Source organism: Natronorubrum sediminis (assembly GCF_900108095.1).
Classification (GTDB): Archaea; Halobacteriota; Halobacteria; order Halobacteriales; family Natrialbaceae; genus Natronorubrum; species Natronorubrum sediminis.
In genome coordinates this window covers 843,694-864,167 of sequence record NZ_FNWL01000001.1, presented here as the reverse complement: position 1 = coordinate 864,167, position 20,474 = coordinate 843,694, and the positions used below count along the sequence as shown (strand labels likewise).

The 20,474-nt window shown below is 62.8% G+C and carries 20 protein-coding genes; 14 read left to right on the top strand and 6 right to left on the bottom strand.

Annotated elements, in window-relative coordinates:
• The first annotated feature begins 134 nt into the window (after window positions 1–134).
• The 5 genes from BLW62_RS04230 to BLW62_RS04210 all read left to right on the top strand — a co-directional run bounded on the left by BLW62_RS04230 (window position 135) and on the right by BLW62_RS04210 (window position 5,436).
• The gene (locus BLW62_RS04230; RefSeq protein ID WP_090505482.1) at window positions 135–524 is read left to right on the top strand and encodes a nascent polypeptide-associated complex protein; all 390 of its coding nucleotides are present in this window, start codon (window positions 135–137) and stop codon (window positions 522–524) included.
• Between the two features lie 3 nt (window positions 525–527).
• The gene (locus BLW62_RS04225) at window positions 528–1,376 is read left to right on the top strand and encodes a methyltransferase domain-containing protein (RefSeq protein WP_090505481.1); all 849 of its coding nucleotides are present in this window, start codon (window positions 528–530) and stop codon (window positions 1,374–1,376) included.
• 142 nt (window positions 1,377–1,518) lie between these two features.
• On the top strand, window positions 1,519–3,855 hold the full coding sequence (gene ppsA / locus BLW62_RS04220) for a phosphoenolpyruvate synthase (protein WP_090505479.1): 2,337 nt from the start codon (window positions 1,519–1,521) through the stop codon (window positions 3,853–3,855).
• Window positions 3,856–3,940: 85 nt separating this feature from the next.
• A complete protein-coding gene (gene mfnA / locus BLW62_RS04215) occupies window positions 3,941–5,026 on the top strand; it encodes a tyrosine decarboxylase MfnA (RefSeq protein WP_090505477.1) in 1,086 nt (361 codons plus the stop codon).
• A 74-nt stretch (window positions 5,027–5,100) separates the two neighbouring features.
• On the top strand, window positions 5,101–5,436 hold the full coding sequence (locus tag BLW62_RS04210) for a hypothetical protein (protein ID WP_090505475.1): 336 nt from the start codon (window positions 5,101–5,103) through the stop codon (window positions 5,434–5,436).
• 17 nt (window positions 5,437–5,453) lie between these two features.
• Here BLW62_RS04210 and BLW62_RS04205 read toward each other — a convergent pair whose 3' ends face one another.
• On the bottom strand, window positions 5,454–6,815 hold the full coding sequence (locus BLW62_RS04205) for a sodium-dependent transporter (protein WP_090505473.1): 1,362 nt from the start codon (window positions 6,813–6,815) through the stop codon (window positions 5,454–5,456).
• A gap of 214 nt (window positions 6,816–7,029) precedes the next feature.
• Here BLW62_RS04205 and metG point away from each other — a divergent pair, with 214 nt between their 5' ends.
• Complete coding sequence (gene metG / locus BLW62_RS04200; protein WP_090505471.1) at window positions 7,030–9,144, top strand: methionine--tRNA ligase; 2,115 nt, start codon at window positions 7,030–7,032, stop codon at window positions 9,142–9,144.
• A gap of 20 nt (window positions 9,145–9,164) precedes the next feature.
• On the opposite strand, the gene BLW62_RS04195 is transcribed toward metG, so the two are convergent.
• A complete protein-coding gene (locus tag BLW62_RS04195) occupies window positions 9,165–9,452 on the bottom strand; it encodes a GYD domain-containing protein (RefSeq protein ID WP_090505469.1) in 288 nt (95 codons plus the stop codon).
• A gap of 120 nt (window positions 9,453–9,572) precedes the next feature.
• On the opposite strand from BLW62_RS04195, the gene pyk reads away from it, so the two are divergent.
• The 5 genes from pyk to BLW62_RS04170 all read left to right on the top strand — a co-directional run bounded on the left by pyk (window position 9,573) and on the right by BLW62_RS04170 (window position 14,530).
• On the top strand, window positions 9,573–11,339 hold the full coding sequence (gene pyk / locus BLW62_RS04190; protein ID WP_090505467.1) for a pyruvate kinase: 1,767 nt from the start codon (window positions 9,573–9,575) through the stop codon (window positions 11,337–11,339).
• Window positions 11,340–11,415: 76 nt separating this feature from the next.
• On the top strand, window positions 11,416–11,874 hold the full coding sequence (locus BLW62_RS04185) for a DUF7312 domain-containing protein (protein WP_090505466.1): 459 nt from the start codon (window positions 11,416–11,418) through the stop codon (window positions 11,872–11,874).
• Between the two features lie 85 nt (window positions 11,875–11,959).
• A complete protein-coding gene (locus tag BLW62_RS04180; RefSeq protein WP_090505464.1) occupies window positions 11,960–12,562 on the top strand; it encodes an NfeD family protein in 603 nt (200 codons plus the stop codon).
• A gap of 111 nt (window positions 12,563–12,673) precedes the next feature.
• Entirely contained in the window at window positions 12,674–13,807 is a 1,134-nt protein-coding gene (locus BLW62_RS04175) for an SPFH domain-containing protein (protein WP_090505462.1), read from the top strand.
• 90 nt (window positions 13,808–13,897) lie between these two features.
• On the top strand, window positions 13,898–14,530 hold the full coding sequence (locus BLW62_RS04170) for a winged helix-turn-helix transcriptional regulator (protein ID WP_090505460.1): 633 nt from the start codon (window positions 13,898–13,900) through the stop codon (window positions 14,528–14,530).
• Window positions 14,531–14,648: 118 nt separating this feature from the next.
• Here the strand turns inward: BLW62_RS04170 and BLW62_RS04165 are convergent, their stop codons facing one another.
• The 3 genes from BLW62_RS04165 to BLW62_RS04155 form a co-directional block, all read right to left on the bottom strand.
• Window positions 14,649–15,317, bottom strand: a complete 669-nt coding sequence (locus tag BLW62_RS04165; protein WP_090505459.1) for an HAD family hydrolase — start codon at window positions 15,315–15,317, stop codon at window positions 14,649–14,651.
• Between the two features lie 189 nt (window positions 15,318–15,506).
• Complete coding sequence (locus BLW62_RS04160; RefSeq protein ID WP_090505457.1) at window positions 15,507–15,740, bottom strand: DUF7123 family protein; 234 nt, start codon at window positions 15,738–15,740, stop codon at window positions 15,507–15,509.
• A gap of 267 nt (window positions 15,741–16,007) precedes the next feature.
• Entirely contained in the window at window positions 16,008–16,535 is a 528-nt protein-coding gene (locus BLW62_RS04155; protein ID WP_090506413.1) for a DUF84 family protein, read from the bottom strand.
• A gap of 217 nt (window positions 16,536–16,752) precedes the next feature.
• Between BLW62_RS04155 and BLW62_RS04150 the strand changes: the two genes are divergently transcribed.
• The 3 genes from BLW62_RS04150 to BLW62_RS04140 all read left to right on the top strand — a co-directional run bounded on the left by BLW62_RS04150 (window position 16,753) and on the right by BLW62_RS04140 (window position 19,041).
• Window positions 16,753–17,733, top strand: coding sequence for a transcription initiation factor IIB (locus BLW62_RS04150; protein ID WP_090505454.1), 981 nt, complete (start codon window positions 16,753–16,755; stop codon window positions 17,731–17,733).
• A gap of 78 nt (window positions 17,734–17,811) precedes the next feature.
• A complete protein-coding gene (locus tag BLW62_RS04145) occupies window positions 17,812–18,504 on the top strand; it encodes a type I 3-dehydroquinate dehydratase (protein ID WP_090505452.1) in 693 nt (230 codons plus the stop codon).
• A 90-nt stretch (window positions 18,505–18,594) separates the two neighbouring features.
• A complete protein-coding gene (locus tag BLW62_RS04140) occupies window positions 18,595–19,041 on the top strand; it encodes a DUF7575 domain-containing protein (RefSeq protein ID WP_090505451.1) in 447 nt (148 codons plus the stop codon).
• Window positions 19,042–19,119: 78 nt separating this feature from the next.
• Here the strand turns inward: BLW62_RS04140 and BLW62_RS04135 are convergent, their stop codons facing one another.
• Window positions 19,120–20,319 (bottom strand): 3-dehydroquinate synthase II, encoded by a 1,200-nt coding sequence (locus tag BLW62_RS04135; protein ID WP_090506412.1) that lies wholly within the window; start codon window positions 20,317–20,319, stop codon window positions 19,120–19,122.
• Between the last annotated feature and the right edge of the window lie 155 nt (window positions 20,320–20,474).

The following is a 20,474-nucleotide window of genomic DNA, read 5'->3' as shown; positions in this document are numbered from 1 at the left end:
GGATCTTCGATCCCGCGAGGTCCGAGAGAGCTTTGCTCTCTCGAGATTTTGCCGAGTGCGGTCGCAAAGCGACCGCACACAGAGCAAAAGTTCGGACCGCAGCATAAAAGGTTGCTGACAGCGACGTGTCGGGTATGTTTGGAGGAGGCGGCGGACTGAACCCGCGCAAGATGGAACAGATGATGGAACAGATGGGGATCGACGTCGAGGATATCGACGCCGAGGAGGTCATTATCCGCACCGACGAGTACGACCTCGTCTTCAACGACGCCGAAGTCACGAAGATGGACGCCCGTGGCCAGGAAACCTACCAGGTCATCGGCTCACCCGAGCAAGTCGAATCCGGCGCTGCCGGTAGTGCTGGCGGTACCGGCGGCGACGCCGACGCAGACGCTGGCGGCGCGATTCCCGACGACGACGTCGAACTCGTCGCGGCCCGTACCGGCGTCAGCGAGGACGACGCGCGCGCAGCACTCGAGGACGTCGACGGCGACCTCGCCGCTGCAGTCGAATCCCTCGAGTAACGCGTGACGGACGATACTGCCCTCGACGACGACACCGAGAGCGACCACGGGCGCGACCACGACCACGACGACCAAGAGTCCGACGAATCCACCGAGAGCGACCGCGTTCCCGTCTTGCTCGTCCGCGAGGATCGAGAGTTCCTCATCGAACCGGGCGCGGAGCAAGGCACCGATCTGGGCGTCCTCGAGGTGCCGGCGGACGTGCAACCGGGTGAAATCGTCGAGACACATCTGGGCGAGGCGTTCCGAGTGCGCTCGTTGCGCGGCCCGGATCTCTTTCACCACTTCGAGCGAACCGGGGCCCCGATGGTCCCGCGAGACATCGGACTGGTGATCGGTGAGACGGGCGTCTCGCAGGATGATCAGATCCTCGACGCCGGCACCGGAACCGGGGTCCTCGCGGCTTCGATGGCCCGTGCTGGGGCGTCAGTAGTAACGTACGAACGAAAGGGCGAGTTCGCCGACGTCGCTCGAGCGAACATGTCGTTGGGGGGCGTTTCCGACTCCGTCGACGTTCGAACGGGAGATTTGGCGACGCTGCTCGAGGAGGAGGGCGCCGACTCGCTTGGCTTCGAGTCGTCGTTCGACGTGCTCACGCTCGATACGGGCGATGCGCCGTCGATCGTGACGCACGCACCCGACGTGCTCGTCGACGGCGGCTTCCTCGCGGTCTACAGTCCGTTTATCGAGTCGACGAAAGCGACCGTCGAGGCGGCGCGCGAGGCCGAACTATCGAACATCCGCACTCGAGAGACGATCCAACGAGAGATGCAATTCGACGACCGCGGCTCGCGACCGTCGACCGCACCGGTGGGCCACACGGGCTATCTCGTGATCGCTCGTAACGTGTAATTCTTGCCACCGAAGGCTGTCGACAACCGGATTTCGCGTCTCTCAGCCGCTCGCGCGAAAAATATTCATTCAGTTGTGAGTAGCGAATCACAGCAACTGTTCGCAACCTTCTTTATTCGCTCGGGTGTCCACGAACATAGCAATGGCTGTACTCTGGCTGGACGAGATCAGTGCCGACGACCTCGAGACGGTCGGCGGCAAAGGCGCCTCTCTGGGCGAACTTACGGGTGCTGGGCTGCCCGTCCCCCCGGGATTCGTCGTCACCGCCGGGACCTACCGATCGTTCATCGAAGAAGCCGAAATCGATGAAGAACTGTTCGAGGCCGTCGATGTCGACGTCGACGACTCGAGCGCGCTCGCGAGCGCGGCCGACCGCGCACAGGAACTCATTCTCGAGACGCCGTTTCCGGACGACCTGCGCGAGGAGATTCTCGCGTCGTACCAGGAAGTCGGCGACGGCGAGGCGTTCGTCGCCGTTCGATCCTCGGCGACGGCGGAGGATCTGCCAGACGCCTCCTTCGCGGGCCAACAGGAGACGTTCCTGAACGTCACCGAGGAGGCACTCCTCGACCGCGTTCGGGAGTGTTGGGCGTCGCTCTTTACGCAGCGAGCGATCTACTACCGTCAGGAGCAAGGATTCGACCACTCAGCGGTCAACATCGCCGTCGTCGTCCAGCAGATGGTCGACGCCGAGAAATCGGGCGTGATGTTCACGAGTCATCCCTCGACGGGTGACCCGACGATGATCATCGAGGCCGCGTGGGGACTCGGCGAAGCCGTCGTCTCGGGCGCCGTCTCGCCGGATAACTACGTCATCGAGCGCGAGGATCGCGAGGTCGACGTCACCGTCGCCGAGAAGAAGGTGATGCACGAAAAGGACGAGGAGACCGGCGAGACCGTCGAACGTGAGGTTACCCAGGAAAAACGCAACGAGCGAGTCGTCTCCGACGAGGAGATCAACGCGCTCATGGACCTCGGCGAGCGCGTCGAGGACCACTACGGCGAACCACAGGACGTCGAGTGGGCGATCGTCGACGAAGAGGTCTTCATGCTCCAGTCCCGACCGATCACGACCATCGACGAGGACGGCGGAGCCACGGCAGAGACGGGCAGCGTCGACCCGACAACTGGAATCACCGACGGCAGCGGTAGCGTCCAAGCGACAGGTGGCGGAAACGCAGCCACAGGAAGTCCCGGCGGGTCCGGTGACGTACTCGTCGACGGACTCGGCTCGAGTCCGGGGACCGTCAGCGGCGCCGCGCGAATCGTCAAAAAGCTCGACGATCTCGACAAAGTCAGCGAGGGCGACGTCATCGTCACCGAGATGACGATGCCCGACATGGTGCCGGCGATGAAACGCGCCTCGGGGATCATCACCGACGAAGGCGGCATGACCAGCCACGCCGCGATCGTCTCCCGGGAACTCGGCGTTCCAGCCATCGTCGGCACGACGAACGCGACGACGACGCTCGAGGACGGCCAAGTCGTCACGCTCGACGGTGACAAGGGCGCGGTGCTCGAGGGACAGGAAGTCGATCCCGACGAGGAAACCGAACCCGTCGAGGAGGTGCGTCCGCAGTCGCCGGTCAAACCGATGACCGCGACCGAGGTGAAAGTCAACGTCTCCATTCCGGAAGCCGCAGAACGCGCGGCGGCGACGGGAGCCGACGGCGTCGGCTTGCTCCGTATGGAGCACATGATCCTCTCGCTGAATCAGACGCCAGCGAAGTTCATCGAGGAAAACGGCGAGGACGCCTACATTACCGAACTCGTCGAGGGCATCCGCGGCGTCGCCGACGCCTTCTATCCGCGACCGGTCCGCGTTCGCACGCTCGACGCCCCGACCGACGAGTTCCGACAACTCGAGGGCGGCGAGAACGAACCGAGCGAGCACAATCCGATGCTGGGCTACCGAGGGATTCGGCGCTCGCTCGACCGGCCCGACGTGTTCGGCCACGAACTCGAGGCGTTCCGTCGCCTGTACGAGATGGGCTACGACAACGTCGAACTCATGCTCCCGCTGGTCAACGATGCCGAGGACGTCTACCGGGCGAAGTCGCTCATGGAAGACGCCGGTATCGACCCCGAGAAGCGAAAGTGGGGCGTGATGATCGAGACGCCGGCGTCGGCGCTCTCCGTCGAGGGAATGGCCGAGGCGGGAATCGACTTCGCTTCGTTCGGGACGAACGACCTCACCCAGTACACGCTCGCGGTCGACCGGAACAACGAGAACGTCGCCGACCGCTTCGACGAACTCCACCCGGCGATCTTGCGACTCATCGGTGACGTCATCGAAACCTGTCGAGAACACGACGTGAACACGAGTATCTGCGGGCAGGCCGGTTCCAAGCCCGAGATGGCCCAGTTCCTCGTCAACGAAGGTGTGAACTCGATTTCGGCTAACATCGACGCCGTTCGCGACGTCCAACACGAAGTAAAGCGCGTCGAGCAAAAGTTGCTCCTCGATTCGGTCCGCTAGACCGAGTCGGCGAACCCTCGGACAGTTTTCTTCACTACTTCGAGTAAACGTAACGCATAAATTCGCGAGTAGGGACTGTCGTGGTATGCAACGCGAGCCGCAATCGTTCGATCGAGTGCTCTCCTCGATGTGTTCCGAGCCACATCCGCTCGCACGCGAGGCGGCCGAACGATTTCTCGCGACGAACCCCGGCGATCCGGGAACCTATCCAACTGTGACGGCCCTCGAGGAGGAGGCGCTCGCCACGCTGGGCGAAATCGGCGGTCTCGAGAATCCGTCCGGGTACATCGCGAGCGGCGGGACGGAAGCGAACGTGCAGGCGATGCGAATCGCCCGCAATCGGGCCGAGACGCGGACGCCGAACGTCGTCATGCCCGAGTCGGCACATTTCAGTTTTCAGAAGGCTGCCGGCGTGTTGGGCGTCGACCTTCGAATCGTACCGACCGACGAGAGGTTTCGGGCGGATCTCGAGGCCGTTCGCGCGTCCGTCGATGCGGATACCGCACTCGTCGTCGGCGTGGCCGGATCGACGGAGTACGGCCGCGTCGATCCGATTCCGGCACTCGGTGAGATCGCTCGAGACGCGGGAGCGATGCTCCACGTCGACGCAGCCTGGGGCGGGTTCGTCCTCCCATTCAGCGGGGACGAGTGGCACTTTGGTCACGCGGCCGTCGATACGATGGCGATCGATCCACACAAGATGGGCCAAGCCGCCGTCCCCGCGGGCGGTCTGCTCGCTCGCTCGGACGACCTGCTCGACGAACTCGCCGTCGACACGCCTTACCTCGAGTCGACCTCGCAGGCGACGCTGACAGGGACGCGCTCCGGCGCGGGCGTCGCGAGCGCCGTCGCCGCGATGAACGAGTTGTGGCCCGATGGGTATCGCGAACAGTACCGTCGCTCTCAGGAAAACGCCGAGTGGCTCGCCGAGGAACTCGAGCAGCGAGGCTACGATGTCGTCGATCCGACGCTACCACTGGTCGCAGCCGATATTTCGGGACCGACGTTCGAGTCGCTGCGCGAGGAGGGGTGGCGGATCTCCCGAACCGCGAGAGGCGAATTGCGCGTCGTCTGCATGCCACACGTGACTCGGGAGATGCTCGCGTCGTTTCTCGAGGATCTCGATCGACTCGAGCGAGGGGCGAGCGTTCCAGTCGCGAGTGACGGCTGACGCTCCGTCGCCGCCGTCGAGATACCGATGGATCGGATCGGTAGCGGTTTGCCCTCCCGCTTCGAGACTCGAGTATGGCGCTGGATCGCTTCGACGTGGTCGCAATCGTCGGTTTCGTCGGACTGGTCGGGGCTTCGGCGGTTCTCGAGGGAGTACTGGTCGCGGCCGCACTGGGCGGATTCGCCCTCTCGCTGTCGAGTTGGCGACTGTACGACGGCCGGCCGTGGGAGGCGCTGGCCTGGATCGCGTGGGTCGGTGCGGCGGTGTCGATCGTCGTCGTTCCCAGCGGCGGCGCGTTCCTCGTCGCCTTCTTCGGCTGTCTCCTGGTGGGAATCGGCCTGTTGTTCGGTGCTCGCCTCGAGTGGCTCCCGGATATCTGGCACGCCCCGTCCGCCGGCGGCGAGGACTAATCTTCCCGCGAGTGGCGTCACTCCTCGAGCCACGCCGCGAAGTCCCCGCTGAGGAACTCGTAGTAGTCGAGGATACCGAGGACGAGGGCGACGATGAGCACGAGGACGACGGGGATCCTGACGGCCCAGATCCACGCCGTTCCAAGCGAGCCGAGGTCGCCGATTCCGCGCTCGAGTTCTTCGATGGCGAGCGTCGACAGCGACCAACTGACGAGTATGGCGAGCAACAGTCCGCCGAGGACGAGCAGGATTTGGTCGGCGAAGAGGTCGAACAGGTCGAGCAAGACGAGGTCGTACGCCGAGGGGATGCCGAGCAGGAAGATTGCGCCGCCGATGGCGAGGGTGGCCGTTACCCGGTCGACGTCTAACTCGTCGATCGCGTAGGAGACGACCACCTCCATGAGACTGATCGCACTCGAGAGCGCGGCGATTGCGACGGTGGCGAAGAAAATTGCGCCGATGAGCCAGCCGAACGTGAGGTCGCCGAACGCGGCGGCGAGCGAGACGAAGATCGCACCGGCCCCGGGATCGCCGGGGGCGACGCCGGCCGTAAAGAGGATGGGGAAGACGATCAGGCCGGTGACGAACGCGATTGCCGTGTCGAAGCCGATGATGATCGCACTGTCTTCCGCGAGATTTCGGTCCTCGCCGAGGTACGACGCGTAGGTGATCATCACGCCCATCCCGAGCGAGAGCGTGAAGAAGGCCTGTCCGGCGGCCGCGGGTAGGATGCTTTGCCACTCGGCGGCGATCACTCCCCACTCCGGCGAGAGGTAGTAGCTGTAGGCTTCGCTCGCGCCCTCGAGCGTCGCGACGTAGACGGCGAGACCAAGCATGATGACGATGATCGCCGGAATCATCACCTTCACGGCGAGTTCGATCCCGCGTTCGATGCCGTAGGCGACGATGACGATGACTGCGACCATGAAAATCGCGTGAAGGAAGATGGCATCGAGGCCGCTCGCGAGCGTGACGAACTGCGCTTCCGCTTCGGCGGCGTCGGCGATGTAGTCGTCCTGTAAGCCGAGGAGCGTGTAGCGAATCGTCCAGCCGGCGACGACGCTGTAGTACGAAAGGATCACGAACCCGGTCGCGATGAAGATCCAGCCGACGTACTTCCACACGCCAGCGCCGATTTCCTGGAGGGCGCCGACTGGGTTGCGTTCGGTGTGACGACCGACGACGAACTCGATGAGCATCGCCGGAAAGCCGATGACGACGATAAACAGGAGGTAGATGACGAGAAACGCCGCGCCACCTTCCTGACCGACCTGAAACGGGAACCGCCAGATGTTCCCCAGGCCGACGGCGCTACCGACTGCCGCGAAAATGAACCCGATTCGGGTCGCCCACTGTTCGCGTTGGCCACCGCTGCTCATACCTCGTTACGTTCGGATGGCATGTCAAAACAATGCATGACAGTCTCGGTAGAGAAATTAGATATTTTGTCCCGTATCGTGACGATACTCTCACTCGAGTCTCGAATTACCGTCCGTGGCGACGCAATGGGGCGGCTTGGAGCTGAATGTGGCGCGCTCGCGTTCGCGACCGAAAACCGGCGGGTTTTACGCCCGCCAGCGACAGCGTACAGGTATGAGCAACGACGAGTTTCCGACCGACACGCCCGCGGTCGTGACCTGTGGGTTGCCGTATGCAAACGGCGACTTGCACATCGGCCACCTGCGGGGGTACATCGGAGCCGACGCGTTCGACCGCGCACTCGAGACGCTGGGTCAACAAACCGCCTACGTCTGTGGCTCGGACATGCACGGCACGCCCGTCGCCGTCAACGCCGAGCAAGAAGGCGTCGATCCGGAAGACTTCGCACTCGAGTGGCACGACCAGTACGAGGAGACGTTCCCGAAGTTCAACGTCGACTTCGACAACTACGGTCACACCCACGACGAGACGAACACCGAACTGACCCAGGAGGTCGTTCGCACCTTAGACGAGGAGGGCTACATCTACGAGAAGGAGATTCAGGTCGCCTACGACCCCGACGCCGACCAGTACCTCCCCGACCGCTACGTCGTCGGCACCTGTCCCTACTGCGGAGAGAAAGCCCGTGGCGACGAGTGTGACGAAGGGTGCCAGCGCCACTTAGAGCCCGGCGAGGTCGAGGACCCGACGAGCACGATCACGGGCAACCCCGCCGAGTACCGCGAGCGTCCACACAAGTTCTTCGAGGTCTCCGAGTTCGAGGAGTACCTCACCGAGTTCTTAGACGGTCTCGAGGGAACCTCGAACGCGCGCAACCAGCCTCGCCAGTGGATCGAAGATGGCCTGCAAGACTGGTGTATCACCCGCGACATGGACTGGGGGATCGACTACCCCAACGGCGGAGATGGAGACGGTGAGGACCTCGTCCTCTACGTCTGGGTCGACGCACCCATCGAGTACATCGCCTCGACGAAGCAGTACACAGAACGCGTCGGGACGGACGAGTACGACTGGGAACAGCCCTGGAAGGGCGAGGGAGAGATCGTCCACATCATCGGCCGGGACATCATCCAACACCACACCATCTTCTGGCCCGCGATGCTCGAAGGGGCGAACTACAACGCCCCCCGCGCCGTCGCGGCGACCGGCTTCATCACGATCAACGGGAAGGGCCTCTCGACGAGTCGAAACCGCGCCATCTGGGCGAAAGAGTACCTCGAGGAAGGCTTTCACCCAGACCTGCTTCGCTACTACCTGACGACGACCGGCGGCCTTCAACAGGACGTCGACTTCTCCTGGGACGCCTTCCAGGAGAAGGTCAACGGCGAACTCGTGGGCACGGTCGGCAACTTCTGGTATCGCTCGCTGCTCTTCGCGTACCGAAACTACGAGGGAACGCCGGAGGTTGGCGTCTCCGAGGGAGTCAGCGAACGAATCGAAGGCGCGATCGGGCAAACCCGCGACGCGGTCAACGACTACGACCTTCGGGAAGTCGGCCGCGCCGCGACCCAACTCGCGCAGTTTGGCAACGAGTACATCCAGCGCAACGAGCCCTGGAAACTCACCGACGACGAACCCGAGGAAGCCGCGCAGGTCATCCGCGACTGCGTGCAGATCGCGAAAGCCGTCGGCGTCCTCTTGGAACCGATCGCGCCCGACAAAGCTCAGGCTCTGTGGGAACAGTTGGGCGAGGACGGGTCGGTTGCAGACGCTCACCTCGAGGACGCGCTCGAGGCCCCACCGCGAAACTTCGCGGAACCCGGCGAACTCTTCGAAAAGATCGAAGACGACCGCGTCGACGAGTTGAACGAGAAACTCGAGGAGCGCGTCGCTGCCACAGCAGACGACGAGGACGGTGACGATTCTGCCGCGGCAACCGAAAGCGACGACACAGATGCGGGCGAAGCGACCGATATGGCAGGCGCAGACGACCTCGAGCCACTCACCGACGAGCGCATCGAGTTCGAGGACTTCCAGGACGTCGACATCCGCGTCGGACGCATCGAGACCGCTGAGGGAATCGACGGAGCGGACGACCTCGCCCGTCTCGAGGTCGACATCGGCTTCGAGACGCGACAGGTTGTTGCGGGGATCAAACAGCTCCACGACCTCGAGGAACTTCCAGGCGAGAAGTGCATCCTACTGGCGAACATGGCGAAGGCCGAACTGTTCGGCGTCGAGTCCAACGGGATGATCCTCGCGGCAGGCGAGGAGGCCGACCTGTTGACGACCCACGACGACGCCGACGTCGGCGAGAAAGTTCGCTAACCACGCGTCGTTTCGAGCGACTATACCTCGTCGACTAGGTGTGCGAAATCGTCGGTATCGACGATTTCCATCGTCTGGGCGGATAATCCATGTCGGCGGAGCGTCAACGCCGATTTGAACGCCGATTCACGGTCGGGTGCCTCGAACGTCACTAAAAAATCGTGTTCGCCGAGGATGGCATACGACTCGAGCACCTCGGCTTCGTGTTCTTCGAACTCGCCTCGTATCTCGCCCCAGATCGACGAAAGTTCCTGCGCGTTCTGGACCTCTCGGTCATCGACTTGGACGAGCGATGCGTCGGTTACCATATATCAGAAAACGGTTGAGTAACGGAAAACGATTCACGTGGCACAGGACGGGACGTGAAAAGCAACTCGTCTCCGAGTTAGCCACCTATCTTTTTGCGTGTACTCGCGCTACCTCGAGCCATGAGAAACGCGAAGATCGTCTGTACGCTCGGGCCGGCCTCGAGCGACCGCGACACGATCGAGGACCTCGCCGACGCTGGCCTCTCCGTCGCTCGGTTGAACGCCAGCCATGGCACTCGAGCGGACCGCGCCGAGTTGATCGACCGGGTTCGCGCCGTCGACGAGTCACGGGAGGAACCGGTCGCCGTCATGCTCGACATGCAGGGACCGGAAATTCGGACCGCGACGCTTCCCGAGGGCGAGACGGTCACACTCGAGACGGGATCGAGAGTTCACTTCGTCGAAGGCGAGGAGGTCTCTCCCGAGACGGTGGGCCTCTCGCTTCCCATCGACGCCGTCGAAGAGGGCGATACGATCTTGCTCGACGACGGACTGATCGAGACGACCGTCCTCGAACGCGAGGGAGACGCCGTTCGCGCCCGGGTCGATACCGGCGGCGAACTCGGCGGCCGAAAGGGTGTCAACGTTCCCGGCGTCGATCTGGATCTGGACATCGTCACCGAATCGGATCGAAAGGACCTCGAGTTGGCGGCCGAGAGGGACGTCGACTTCGTCGCCGCGAGTTTTGTCCGCGACGCGGAGGACGTCTACGAGGTCAGCGAGGTGCTCGAGGAACTGGATGTCGAAATTCCGATCATCTCGAAAATCGAACGCGCGGGCGCGGTCGAAAATCTCGACGAGATCATCGAAGCGTCCTACGGAATCATGGTCGCTCGTGGCGACCTCGGCGTCGAGTGTCCGATGGAGGACGTGCCGATGATCCAAAAGCGGATTATCCGCAAGTGCCGAAACGACGGCTCACCGGTCATCACGGCGACGGAGATGCTCGACTCCATGGTGCACGCTCGCCGTCCGACTCGAGCGGAGGCGTCGGACGTGGCGAACGCCGTCCTCGACGGCACCGACGCGGTGATGCTCTCCGCGGAAACCGCCATCGGCGACCATCCCGTTGCGGTCGTCGACGCGATGGATAGCATCGTCAGCGAGGTCGAAGCCTCCGAGGAGTACGACGAACTGCTCGAGCAACGCGTTCCGTCGGCTGGCGAGGCGCGGACGGACGCGCTGGCTCGATCCGCCCGCTTCCTCGCGCGCGACATCGGTGCGGACGCGGTCGTCGCCGTCACCGAGTCCGGCTACACGGCGCTGAAGACGGCGAAGTACCGTCCGGGGGTCCCGGTCGTCGCCTCCACGCCGACTCACGAGGTCCGCCGGCGACTCGCGCTCTCGTGGGGCGTGACGCCGCTCTACGCCCGCGTGTCGGATCAGGGAGCCGACGCCGTCGTCGAGAAGGCCGTTCAGGCTGCACTGGACGCCGGCGTCGCAGAGAGCGGTGATACCGTCGTCGTCCTCTGTGGCATGATGACCGAACTCGAGGGCGCGAACACGACGAACATGCTCAAGGTACACGTCGCCGCCGAGGCGCTGACGACCGGCCGTGTCGTCGTCGACGGGCGCGTGACGGGCCCCGTTGTGCGAGTGGATGACGGCGACCTTTCGAGGGTTCCCGACGGGGCGATACTCTCGTTACCGGCGGAGTTCGACGGCGAGTTCGAGGGTGACCTGTCCACGATCGGCGGCATCGTCGACGCCCAGCGGGGACTGACGGGCTACCCCGCACTGGTCGCTCGAGAGATGGACATTCCGATGGTCAGCGGCGCCTCGCTTCCAGGGGGTATCGAAGGGAACGTCGTCACGCTCGACGCCGAACGCGGCGTCGTCTACGGCGGAGAGATCGGCGACCGGACGAACCGTTCGGAACTCGAGTAACGTTGTGGACAGTCACTCGTTCGCTGTTCGATTCGGGACCGCGGCTTTTTGATGGCGCGGCGATTAGGATCCGATCATGACAGACGACGCGTCCGAACCTGAGGAGGACGCACATCGGGAGGGGACGTCGGATTCGACGGCTCACACCCGCGAGGAGGCCTCCGAATTCGAGCGAGAGCGCGACCGGTGGGACGATCCCGTTGTCGACACCGATCGTGATGACACGCTGGCAGACGAGATTCGGGTGTCTCGAGACGACGTTCGCGACCCCGGATCCGACTCCGAACGCGGCCGTCGCGACGACGATGCGTATCGTGTGCCACTCGACCTCTCGGGATCAGTCGCTGACGACGACTGGGGAGCCGACGAGGCAGACGCCTCGGCGAACGACGCTGAAGACGATCCGTACGCACCGGAGCCCAGTTCGACGCCGATCGAACCCGGCGATCCAAGCCTCGAGCACGCGCTGTTCGTCGTGCTCGGCGTCGTCGCGATGGTTCTCGTCATGTTCCAGCTCGGGGCGCTCGTCTTCTAAGGGCAACGTCGAAATTCCGCCGTCTCGCGAAAGCCGCGGTCGACCCTCGACAACCTTTAATTTGGGTGAGAACTTAGCTCGAGGTATGCTCGAACTCCTCTTTGGCAACATGCCACTTGCGCTCCTCTCGGTGGGGCTCATTCTGATGGCACTCGAGGCCCTCTCGCCGGGCGCACACCTCATCGTCGTCGGCGTCGCGCTCGCTGGCGCAGGGTTCATCGGACTGATCTTCCCGCCGGTCGCCGACGTGTTCGTCCTCTCGGCGCTGACGCTCGTCATCGGACTCGCCGCGGCGTACGTCTACAACGAGTTCGACTTCTACGGTGGGAAGGGAACGGCCCAGACGTCGGACTCGAGTTCGCTGGCCGGGTCGACGGGCTACGTCACGGAGGCCGTCACGTCTCGTGACGGCGAAGTCAAACTCGACGACGGCGGGTTCGCACCCTTTTACAGCGCTCGCTCGACAAGTGGAACGATCGAAGAGGGCGAAGAGATCATCGTCCTGGATCCGGGTGGCGGGAACGTCCTCACCGTCGAATCCCTCGGCGCGATCGGTGACGACGAAATCGACCGCGCGCTAGCACAGCACGATAGAGACGCTGATTCTGAGACCGACGAAACCGGCGACTCGATTGAGACGACCGATAGCGAGGCCGAACCGGAAACGGAAACCGAGAAGTCGAGTTGAGTGTCAGAGCTGACAGCCGACTCGAGTCACACGGGCTTGTGACACTCTCCGGAAACAATATGTCGTGAAAATAAGGGAACGCTTTTCCCCTCACCACCGTAAGACGGTACCATGGTCGTAGAAGTACTCCCGTTGCAAACCGGTGGTGCATTGTTGTTCCTCGGTGCGCTCGTTCTCCTCGTCGTCGTCGCCGCACTGCTCAGTGCGATCGAAATCGTCGACGCGTACGAGAAACGAGCGCTCACCGTCTTCGGTGAGTACCGCAAACTGCTCGAACCGGGTATCAACTTCGTGCCGCCGTTCGTCTCGAATACGTATCGTTTCGACATGCGTACGCAGACGCTCGACGTGCCACGACAGGAAGCCATCACGCGCGACAACTCGCCCGTGACGGCCGACGCCGTCGTCTACATCAAAGTGATGGACGCCAAGAAGGCGTTCCTCCAGGTCGACGACTACAAGCGAGCCACGTCGAATCTCGCCCAGACGACCCTGCGTGCCGTTCTGGGTGACATGGAACTCGACGACACGCTCAACAAGCGCCAGGAGATCAACGCGCGAATCCGCCAGGAACTCGACGAACCCACCGACGAGTGGGGGATCCGCGTCGAGAGCGTCGAGGTCCGCGAGGTCAACCCATCGAAGGACGTCCAGCGTGCGATGGAACAACAGACCTCCGCAGAGCGTAAACGCCGCGCCATGATTCTCGAGGCACAGGGTGAACGTCGCAGCGCCGTCGAGAAGGCAGAAGGTGACAAACAGAGTGAGATCATCCGCGCACAGGGTGAAAAACAGAGTCAGATCCTCGAAGCGCAGGGTGACTCCATCTCGACCGTGCTTCGCGCACGTTCGGCCGAATCGATGGGCGAACGCGCGATCATCGACCAGGGCATGGAGACGCTCTCCGAAATCGGCCAGAGCGAGTCCACGACGTTCGTCCTGCCACAGGAACTCTCCTCGATGGTCGGGCGCTACGGCAAGCACCTCTCGGGCAGCGACGTGCAGGAGTCCGATACCGAACTCGAGAGTCTCGATTTCGACGAGGAGACGCGCGAACTGATCGGTCTCGACGATATCGCCGAGATCATCGGCGAGATCGACGAGGAAGCCGAGATGGACCTCGAGGCGATGGAACAGGAAGCGCAGGCGATCAAAGAGGGCAAGGACGCGGCGGAGATCTCCGATCCCGACGACGTCATCGAAGAGATGGATCAGGAGTTCGCCGGCGACTCCAAGTCCAGCTAACGCTCACCGCACGCAGACACTCAATTCTCGGAGAAGAAAGCGGAGCGAAACCTGTTTTACGTACGGCCCCGTTCGATTGATACACATCACATGACGGGTTCCGACGGGGTCGACGACGAGAAGCGAGCGACCCTGCGACGATTCGCGGCTCTCGGGGCCGCGACACCGCTTGCCGGCCTTTCTCCCTCTGCAGCTGCCGATACGGGTGAGAGCGATGCCCGCGATGCGATCGTCGGGTATCTCTCGACGACCCCCGGTGCTCACTTCTCGAAGATCAGAGACGACCTTCAACTCGGCACCGGTGAAACCCAACATCATCTTCGCCGACTCGAGGAACTCGATGCAATCGAGCGATTTCGCGACGGCGATTACAAGCGATTCGTCCCGGCCGGGCGATTCGACGAGTACGAAAAGCACGCGCTCGGATACCTCCGCCGGGAGACCCCTCGCGGAATGTTGATCGAACTCCTATTGACGCCGGACGCGAGCGCCGGCGAACTCGCTACCTCACTCGACGTTTCGGCACCGACGGTGAGCAAATACGCTGGTGAACTCGAGGAGGCCGGGTTACTGTCGCGCGAAGACGGCTACGCCGTCGAACGCCCGGAGACGGTCCTCGTTCTGGTCGTTCGCCACGCCGATTCCTTCGGCGAGACGGCCCGCCAACTCGCCCAGCGTGCCGATCAACTCATTGAGTACGACGGTTCACTGAACGATCAGTAACGCCCATGTCGCTCACTCGAGAGCCACGTCGCGTCCGACGCGGCTGGTAATCACGTATTGACGGCCTCTTTTCGGTGGTATTCCTGGCTTACATCTAACACGACTCGGTCAGCGACGACTATCGCGCGTCGAGCGTCTCGAGGATCGCCGGCAGTTCGGTCAGCGACTCGACGACCGTCGTCGCGTCGGCAGGTCGCTCGACGTCGAGATTGTGGGGTCGACGAAGGTACGCCGTCTCGAGGCCGGCCGCGTTCCCGGCCGTGACGTCTTTGAGCGAGTCGCCGACGTAGAGTGCGTCGTCGACGGCAAGGTGCTCGCAGGCGTCCTCGAGAAAGGTGGGATCGGGCTTTCGACGTCGGTAGTCCTCGAACGTCGGCTGGCGGCCGCGGACGACTGCGAAGTCGACGGGGAGGTAGTCGGCAACGAACTCGCCAGTAGCGTGGCGATTGTTCGTGACGAGACCGAGCGTCGTTTCTGCAGCCAATTCCTCGAGTGCGTGGACGTCGTCGTACAGACCGCGTTCGCCCGTTCGAACGCGCTCGTGAGTCCGTTCTGAGGCGAATCGATCCTTTAGTTGCCAGAAGTCGGCGGCGTCGATTCCCAGCGTCTCGCAGTGTTCGACGACGTGCTCGAGGTCGTGGCGTCTGAGGTCTCGTCGCTGTCCCGGCGTGGGTTCGACGCCGAGTTCGGCGAGTGCAGCGTCGGCCGCGTCCGCGTAAATGCCCGGAGCGGTCCGCGGTCCCTCGAGGATGACGCCATCCATGTCGAACAGCACTGGCGGTGTCATTACGTGTCTCGAATAGGTCAACAGCAATCAAAAACTGTCCGACGATTTGTGTGAGACACTAGCTAACACGAACTAGTTGGTAGAGGAAGACACACACGAATGGTATAGATAGTGAATTCGTTGGTGCGTCTGCGAGCGGGTAAACACGGGATTGAACGGAGGGTTATTGGCTGCTCGAGGGGTCTGGTCCTACGTAATCACTTTCCACGTCGTACTCGAAGAGTAGCCCCACTTTTCGATCTCGATGTCGTACTCGCCATCCTGCAAGGCGGCGATGTTCGAGCCGACCTCCTTTGCCGTCATGCCGAGTTCTTTGCCGATCAGTCGCGATTTGAAGTACGTCTTCGTTCCGGCATTCTTGCGGAGGTACTGGAGGATCTGGCGTTGTTTACCGGTGAGGTCCGTGGTTACTGCGGTGCTCATGGCCCAGTTGATGGCAAGAATGCCCTTATGGGGTTTGGTACGCGCGGTTAACCCGCTGCCTGCTTGCGATTTCCCTCGGAAGTAATCCGTGGATAACCCGGCAGAAACGTTCCGTTGGTACGGGAGGTTAATACATACTGACGGAGTACAATATAAATTCGACGACTATCGAGAAACGGTGAGTCTCAGTACCGGCTGACGATGTCGCATTCGAACGATTCGAAGCGTGAAAATCACTTCCGGTGATGCGATGACGACGACCGTCCCCTATCTGTGTTCGGTGGAAATTCCGTCGACGACGAACGGACCGAACGCACCGGCGAGCGCTTCGCCGAGTGCCTGTGACCGATTGGTCAAGCCGGCGGTGAGCACCCCCGCAGCGCCCTCTCCTTTCGCGATGTCATCCGCGTCGTGACGGTCGTCCATAATCGGGCCCAATTCGTCTCCGGCCTCGAGGCGGCGAGTGACGTCGTCGGGAAGTGACAGCGTGGGTCCGCCACCGTATTCCAGACGTGTCCCGTCGGTGACGGCGGCCCACATGATCAAGGAGAGTCCGTCGATGCCGTCGATTCGAGCGACGCCTCCCTCAAGTCCGACGCCGTAGTCGCCACCGGCCGTCTCGAGCGCTCGTCGGGCGCGGTTTTGTGCACCGGTGACGGTTTCGTCGATCGACCGTGGCTGTTCGGCCACCCCAGAGTCGACCGCGTGCGCGGTGACTGCCGGCTGAAATCGCTCGAGTGTCTGCTCGACTGCCCTGACTTTGACGGGGTTCGTGCTCCCGACGGCGACGTGCATACGTCGTCGTTCGGGTGGGTGTGGTTTGATCGCTCCGATCCGACACTTCTCTGCTTCAATGTTTTGATCGATCATGCTCGATCCAACGAATTACCCGCTTTCGAGCGGTATCGGGACGCGATTCCGAAACCCTTAACCCTCGAGTCTAAGAACGAGGTAGGTAACGAATCCGTCCGGGCTTTTGCAGTCAGTTCGGCCGGTCAGCATTTGCCATCGTATGACCAACTCAACATCGAGCACCAGAGTACGACGTACCGAACGCGAATCGGACCAAGAGACGACCGAAACGGAAGACAGCGACCTCTCGTGTCCCGAATGTACGGGACACCTGGTCGTCGACGACGAACACGGCGAAACCGTTTGTGAGGACTGTGGCCTCGTCGTCGAAGAGGATTCGGTCGACCGCGGCCCGGAGTGGCGAGCATTCGACGCCGCCGAGAAGAACGAGAAGTCTCGCGTCGGTGCACCGACGACGAACACGATGCACGACAAGGGCCTCTCGACGAACATCGACTGGCGAAACAAAGACGCCTACGGTAACTCGCTTGGTTCCCGCCAGCGCGAGAAGATGCAGCGCCTGCGCAAGTGGAACGAACGCTTCCGGACGCGCGACTCGAAAGAGCGCAACCTCAAGCAGGCACTCGGCGAAATCGACCGGATGGCAAGTGCACTCGGACTGCCGACGAACGTCCGTGAGACGGCCAGCGTGATCTACCGACGCGCACTCGACGAGGACCTCCTCCCCGGCCGCTCGATCGAAGGCGTCTCGACATCCTGTGTCTACGCCGCCGCTCGCCAGGCCGGCGTCCCTCGAAGTCTCGACGAGATTGCAGACGTCTCGCGCGTCGAGAAAAACGAAATCGCCCGAACCTACCGCTACGTCGTCCGAGAACTCGGTCTCGAGGTCCAGCCGGCTGACCCCGAGAGCTACGTCCCACGCTTCGCGTCCGGACTCGACCTCTCCGATGAGGCCGAACACCGCGCACGCGGCCTCCTCCAGAACGCCAAGGAGAAAGGCGTCCACAGCGGCAAGTCGCCGGTCGGTCTCGCCGCCGCCGCCGTCTACGCCGCCGCCTTGCTCACCAACGAGAAAACCACGCAGGCCGCAGTCAGCGACGTCGCGGACATCTCCGAAGTGACGATCCGCAACCGTTACCACGAACTCCTCGAGGCCGAGGAGACGCTCGGACTGGCGTAAGAAGCCCCGTATCGACGCCGTCGCAAACTCGCTAAATCGACACCGTTTTTCCCGTTCTCGTACTCTACATCGCTACTGATGGGACTCGACTTCGACTCGTTCGTACTCGCCGCATCGACCGCCGATCTCTCGACGGAACCAGTCGCTCGAGACCACGCCGACGCGATCGAATTCCGAATGGACCTCGCAGAGGAATCCCTCGAGGCCCTCGAGTCCTACGACGATGGTGACGGCGAGTTGCCCGTCTTGGCGACGAACCGCGCCGAGTGGGAGGGCGGCGAATGGAACGGCGACGACGCTGCCCGTCTCGAGGCGCTCGCCGAGGCGACGCGCTTCGAAGCCGTCGGCGCGATCGATATCGAACTCGAGTCGATTCTCGAGGGTGACGCCGAGGACCTTCTCGAGACTGCACGCGAGCGAGACGTCACGGTCGTCGCGTCGGCACACGATTTCGAGGGGACGCCGACTCGCGGTGAGATGGTTTCGACGCTGACCGAGGCAGGCAAGTACGCCGACGTCTCGAAACTGGCCGTCACCGCCGAATCGCACGCCGATACGCTCGCGGTCCTCGCCGCGACCGAGCAAATGACGGCCCACGGCGACCGCGTGGCGACGATGGCGATGGGCGAGTTGGGAAGTCACACGCGTGCTGTCGCGCCGGTGTACGGTTCGAAAATCGGCTACGCCCCCGTCGAAGCGCCAGACGCGACTGCGCCGGGACAATACGACCTCGAGACGCTCTCGAGGCTCGTCTCGCAGTTAGAGGCCTAACGCCGCGTGGCTGGCTCGAAACTCGCGATTGGTCCGCGGTGAGTATAAAATCGGAATGTTAAGGGCCCGGGTCCCCAATCACCACGTACGATGACATGGCTTCGTGCGATGGCCGCCGCCGGTCTTTCGCTCTTTTTTCCGGGGGCAGGTCACGCCTTACTTCGCGATTGGTTTCGTGCACTCGTCTTTGCCGGGCTGTACTTCTCGGCGGTTTGGTTCTTCTTCCCGGTCGAACAAATGGCTTCCGCGAGCTCGTTCTCGGGGATGATGGACGTCGTCAACACGGAGACGGACACGATGTCACAGTTCTTCATCATGTTCATCGCGCTCTTTGCGGCGATCGACGCCACCTTCAGAGCGCTCGGCTTTCCGCCAGAAAGTAACGACCAGACTGATGGCCCGTCCTGTCCCGAGTGTGGCAAAGGGCTCGACGAAGACCTCGGGTTCTGTCACTGGTGTACGACTCGCCTCGAGCCAGTAGACTCAGAGGCCGAAGACGTCGACGAGACGGAACGGGAAGAGCCCGTTCACAACTAATTCCTCCTCTGTAACCCTCGAGTCGAGAACGGGCGGACCCGCCGAAGCCGAAACCGGGGAGAAAAGGAACGGAGCGACTTACTTCTCGATGATGCTCTCTTCGACCGGTTCGCCGAAGTGTCGGGCCGTATCCTCGTAGTAGTGAAGGAGTTCGTCGCCGGCCTCGAGATCGGTAATCGCAGTTCGACCGTCGGACGTCGCAACTTTGATCGTCTCTGCGTTCTGGAGGAGGGTCTCGATGCGGTCGCCGTCTTCGGTCTCGAGGGCGACCCGGAACATCGGTCGCTTTTCGATTTTGACCCGCCCGACGATCGCTTCGCGCGTGTTTCCGTCGGTATCGACGACCTGCACTTCGTCGCCGCTCTGGAGTTCCGAGAGGTACTTCGTGCCGCCGTCGGGCGTCCGGACGTAAGCGTGGACGGCACCGGCGTTGACGCGGAACGGTCGAGATGCAACGTAAGGCGACTCCGCCGTTTCGGCGTGGACGAACACGAGGCCGCGAGACATCGAGCCGACGAGCATGCCTTCCTCGTGCTCGAGGAGGGTGCCCGTATCGACGCAGACGCGGTCGGCGCTGCCGATGCGTTCGACGTCGAGGACTTCCGCGTACTGAAGGTCGAGCGATTCCCGATCGGCGTCGTCGCGAACCTCGACCGTCTGTCGGATCTCGTCTGGATCGTCGGAGTCGAGTAGGACTGAGTCAGCACCGATCTCGAGCGTTTCGAACGCCGTCTTCGCCTCCTCGGCACTCGTGACGCCGGCCACGAGATCGGTTTCCTCGCCGATACGAGCGATCAGGTTCTCGAGGGGGATGATCGTCCAGTCTTCGCCGACGACGATGGTGTAGTCGGCGTCTACAGCGGCGGTTTCGGCGAAGTGTTCGTACTCCTTCGCGAGGATGCGGATGTACGCGCCGCGGTCGATGTCGCCGTCACGCCGGCGGAGTGTCGAGAGATCGGCAGAGCCCGAGAGATCCTCGGGCAGGTCGATCGTCGCGTCGCCTTCGCCTTCCTTCCCGACGATGATAGCGTCGGGTTGTGCGGTCGGCTCATCGTCGCCGTCGGCTTCGGCGTCGTCGATGTCGTCGACGAGCGTCACGTCGCCGTCGGTTCGGTAGGCTGCGACGTTGATATCGCCCAGTTCTCGGACCCGTGCAACGTCGTCTTCGTCGACCAGTACCCAGTCTGCACCCGCCTCGAGTGCAGCGGTAATCCGTTCGCGTTGGTCATCCCAGTCGCCGACGGTGTCGTCGGCTTTGACCCAGACAGATCGCGTCATGAGTTCACCGTCGAAGGGGATTGGCTTGAACGTGGCGAATGCCACAGACGACCTGTCGTTGTCGCGTCATTCGGTGTCGTTACCTCGGTTCGAGAGAGACGGCACGCTCCCGTTCGCTCGAGCGACCGCCGGAGGCGGCCCACAGAACGTGCTTC

Bases quoted from the DNA above. Each gene is read 5' to 3' on its own strand.
- mfnA (WP_090505477.1), top strand. From the start codon at position 3,941: ATGCAACGCGAGCCGCAATCGTTCGATCGAGTGCTCTCCTCGATGTGT.
- BLW62_RS04150 (WP_090505454.1), top strand. From the start codon at position 16,753: ATGACCAACTCAACATCGAGCACCAGAGTACGACGTACCGAACGCGAA.
- BLW62_RS04210 (WP_090505475.1), top strand. From the start codon at position 5,101: ATGGCGCTGGATCGCTTCGACGTGGTCGCAATCGTCGGTTTCGTCGGA.
- BLW62_RS04205 (WP_090505473.1), bottom strand. From the start codon at position 6,815: ATGAGCAGCGGTGGCCAACGCGAACAGTGGGCGACCCGAATCGGGTTC.
- BLW62_RS04195 (WP_090505469.1), bottom strand. From the start codon at position 9,452: ATGGTAACCGACGCATCGCTCGTCCAAGTCGATGACCGAGAGGTCCAG.
- BLW62_RS04185 (WP_090505466.1), top strand. From the start codon at position 11,416: ATGACAGACGACGCGTCCGAACCTGAGGAGGACGCACATCGGGAGGGG.
- BLW62_RS04155 (WP_090506413.1), bottom strand. From the start codon at position 16,535: ATGCACGTCGCCGTCGGGAGCACGAACCCCGTCAAAGTCAGGGCAGTC.
- BLW62_RS04135 (WP_090506412.1), bottom strand. From the start codon at position 20,319: ATGACGCGATCTGTCTGGGTCAAAGCCGACGACACCGTCGGCGACTGG.
- BLW62_RS04230 (WP_090505482.1), top strand. From the start codon at position 135: ATGTTTGGAGGAGGCGGCGGACTGAACCCGCGCAAGATGGAACAGATG.
- pyk (WP_090505467.1), top strand. From the start codon at position 9,573: ATGAGAAACGCGAAGATCGTCTGTACGCTCGGGCCGGCCTCGAGCGAC.
- ppsA (WP_090505479.1), top strand. From the start codon at position 1,519: ATGGCTGTACTCTGGCTGGACGAGATCAGTGCCGACGACCTCGAGACG.
- BLW62_RS04170 (WP_090505460.1), top strand. From the start codon at position 13,898: ATGACGGGTTCCGACGGGGTCGACGACGAGAAGCGAGCGACCCTGCGA.
- BLW62_RS04160 (WP_090505457.1), bottom strand. From the start codon at position 15,740: ATGAGCACCGCAGTAACCACGGACCTCACCGGTAAACAACGCCAGATC.
- BLW62_RS04165 (WP_090505459.1), bottom strand. From the start codon at position 15,317: ATGACACCGCCAGTGCTGTTCGACATGGATGGCGTCATCCTCGAGGGA.
- BLW62_RS04145 (WP_090505452.1), top strand. From the start codon at position 17,812: ATGGGACTCGACTTCGACTCGTTCGTACTCGCCGCATCGACCGCCGAT.
- BLW62_RS04140 (WP_090505451.1), top strand. From the start codon at position 18,595: ATGACATGGCTTCGTGCGATGGCCGCCGCCGGTCTTTCGCTCTTTTTT.
- BLW62_RS04180 (WP_090505464.1), top strand. From the start codon at position 11,960: ATGCTCGAACTCCTCTTTGGCAACATGCCACTTGCGCTCCTCTCGGTG.
- BLW62_RS04175 (WP_090505462.1), top strand. From the start codon at position 12,674: ATGGTCGTAGAAGTACTCCCGTTGCAAACCGGTGGTGCATTGTTGTTC.
- metG (WP_090505471.1), top strand. From the start codon at position 7,030: ATGAGCAACGACGAGTTTCCGACCGACACGCCCGCGGTCGTGACCTGT.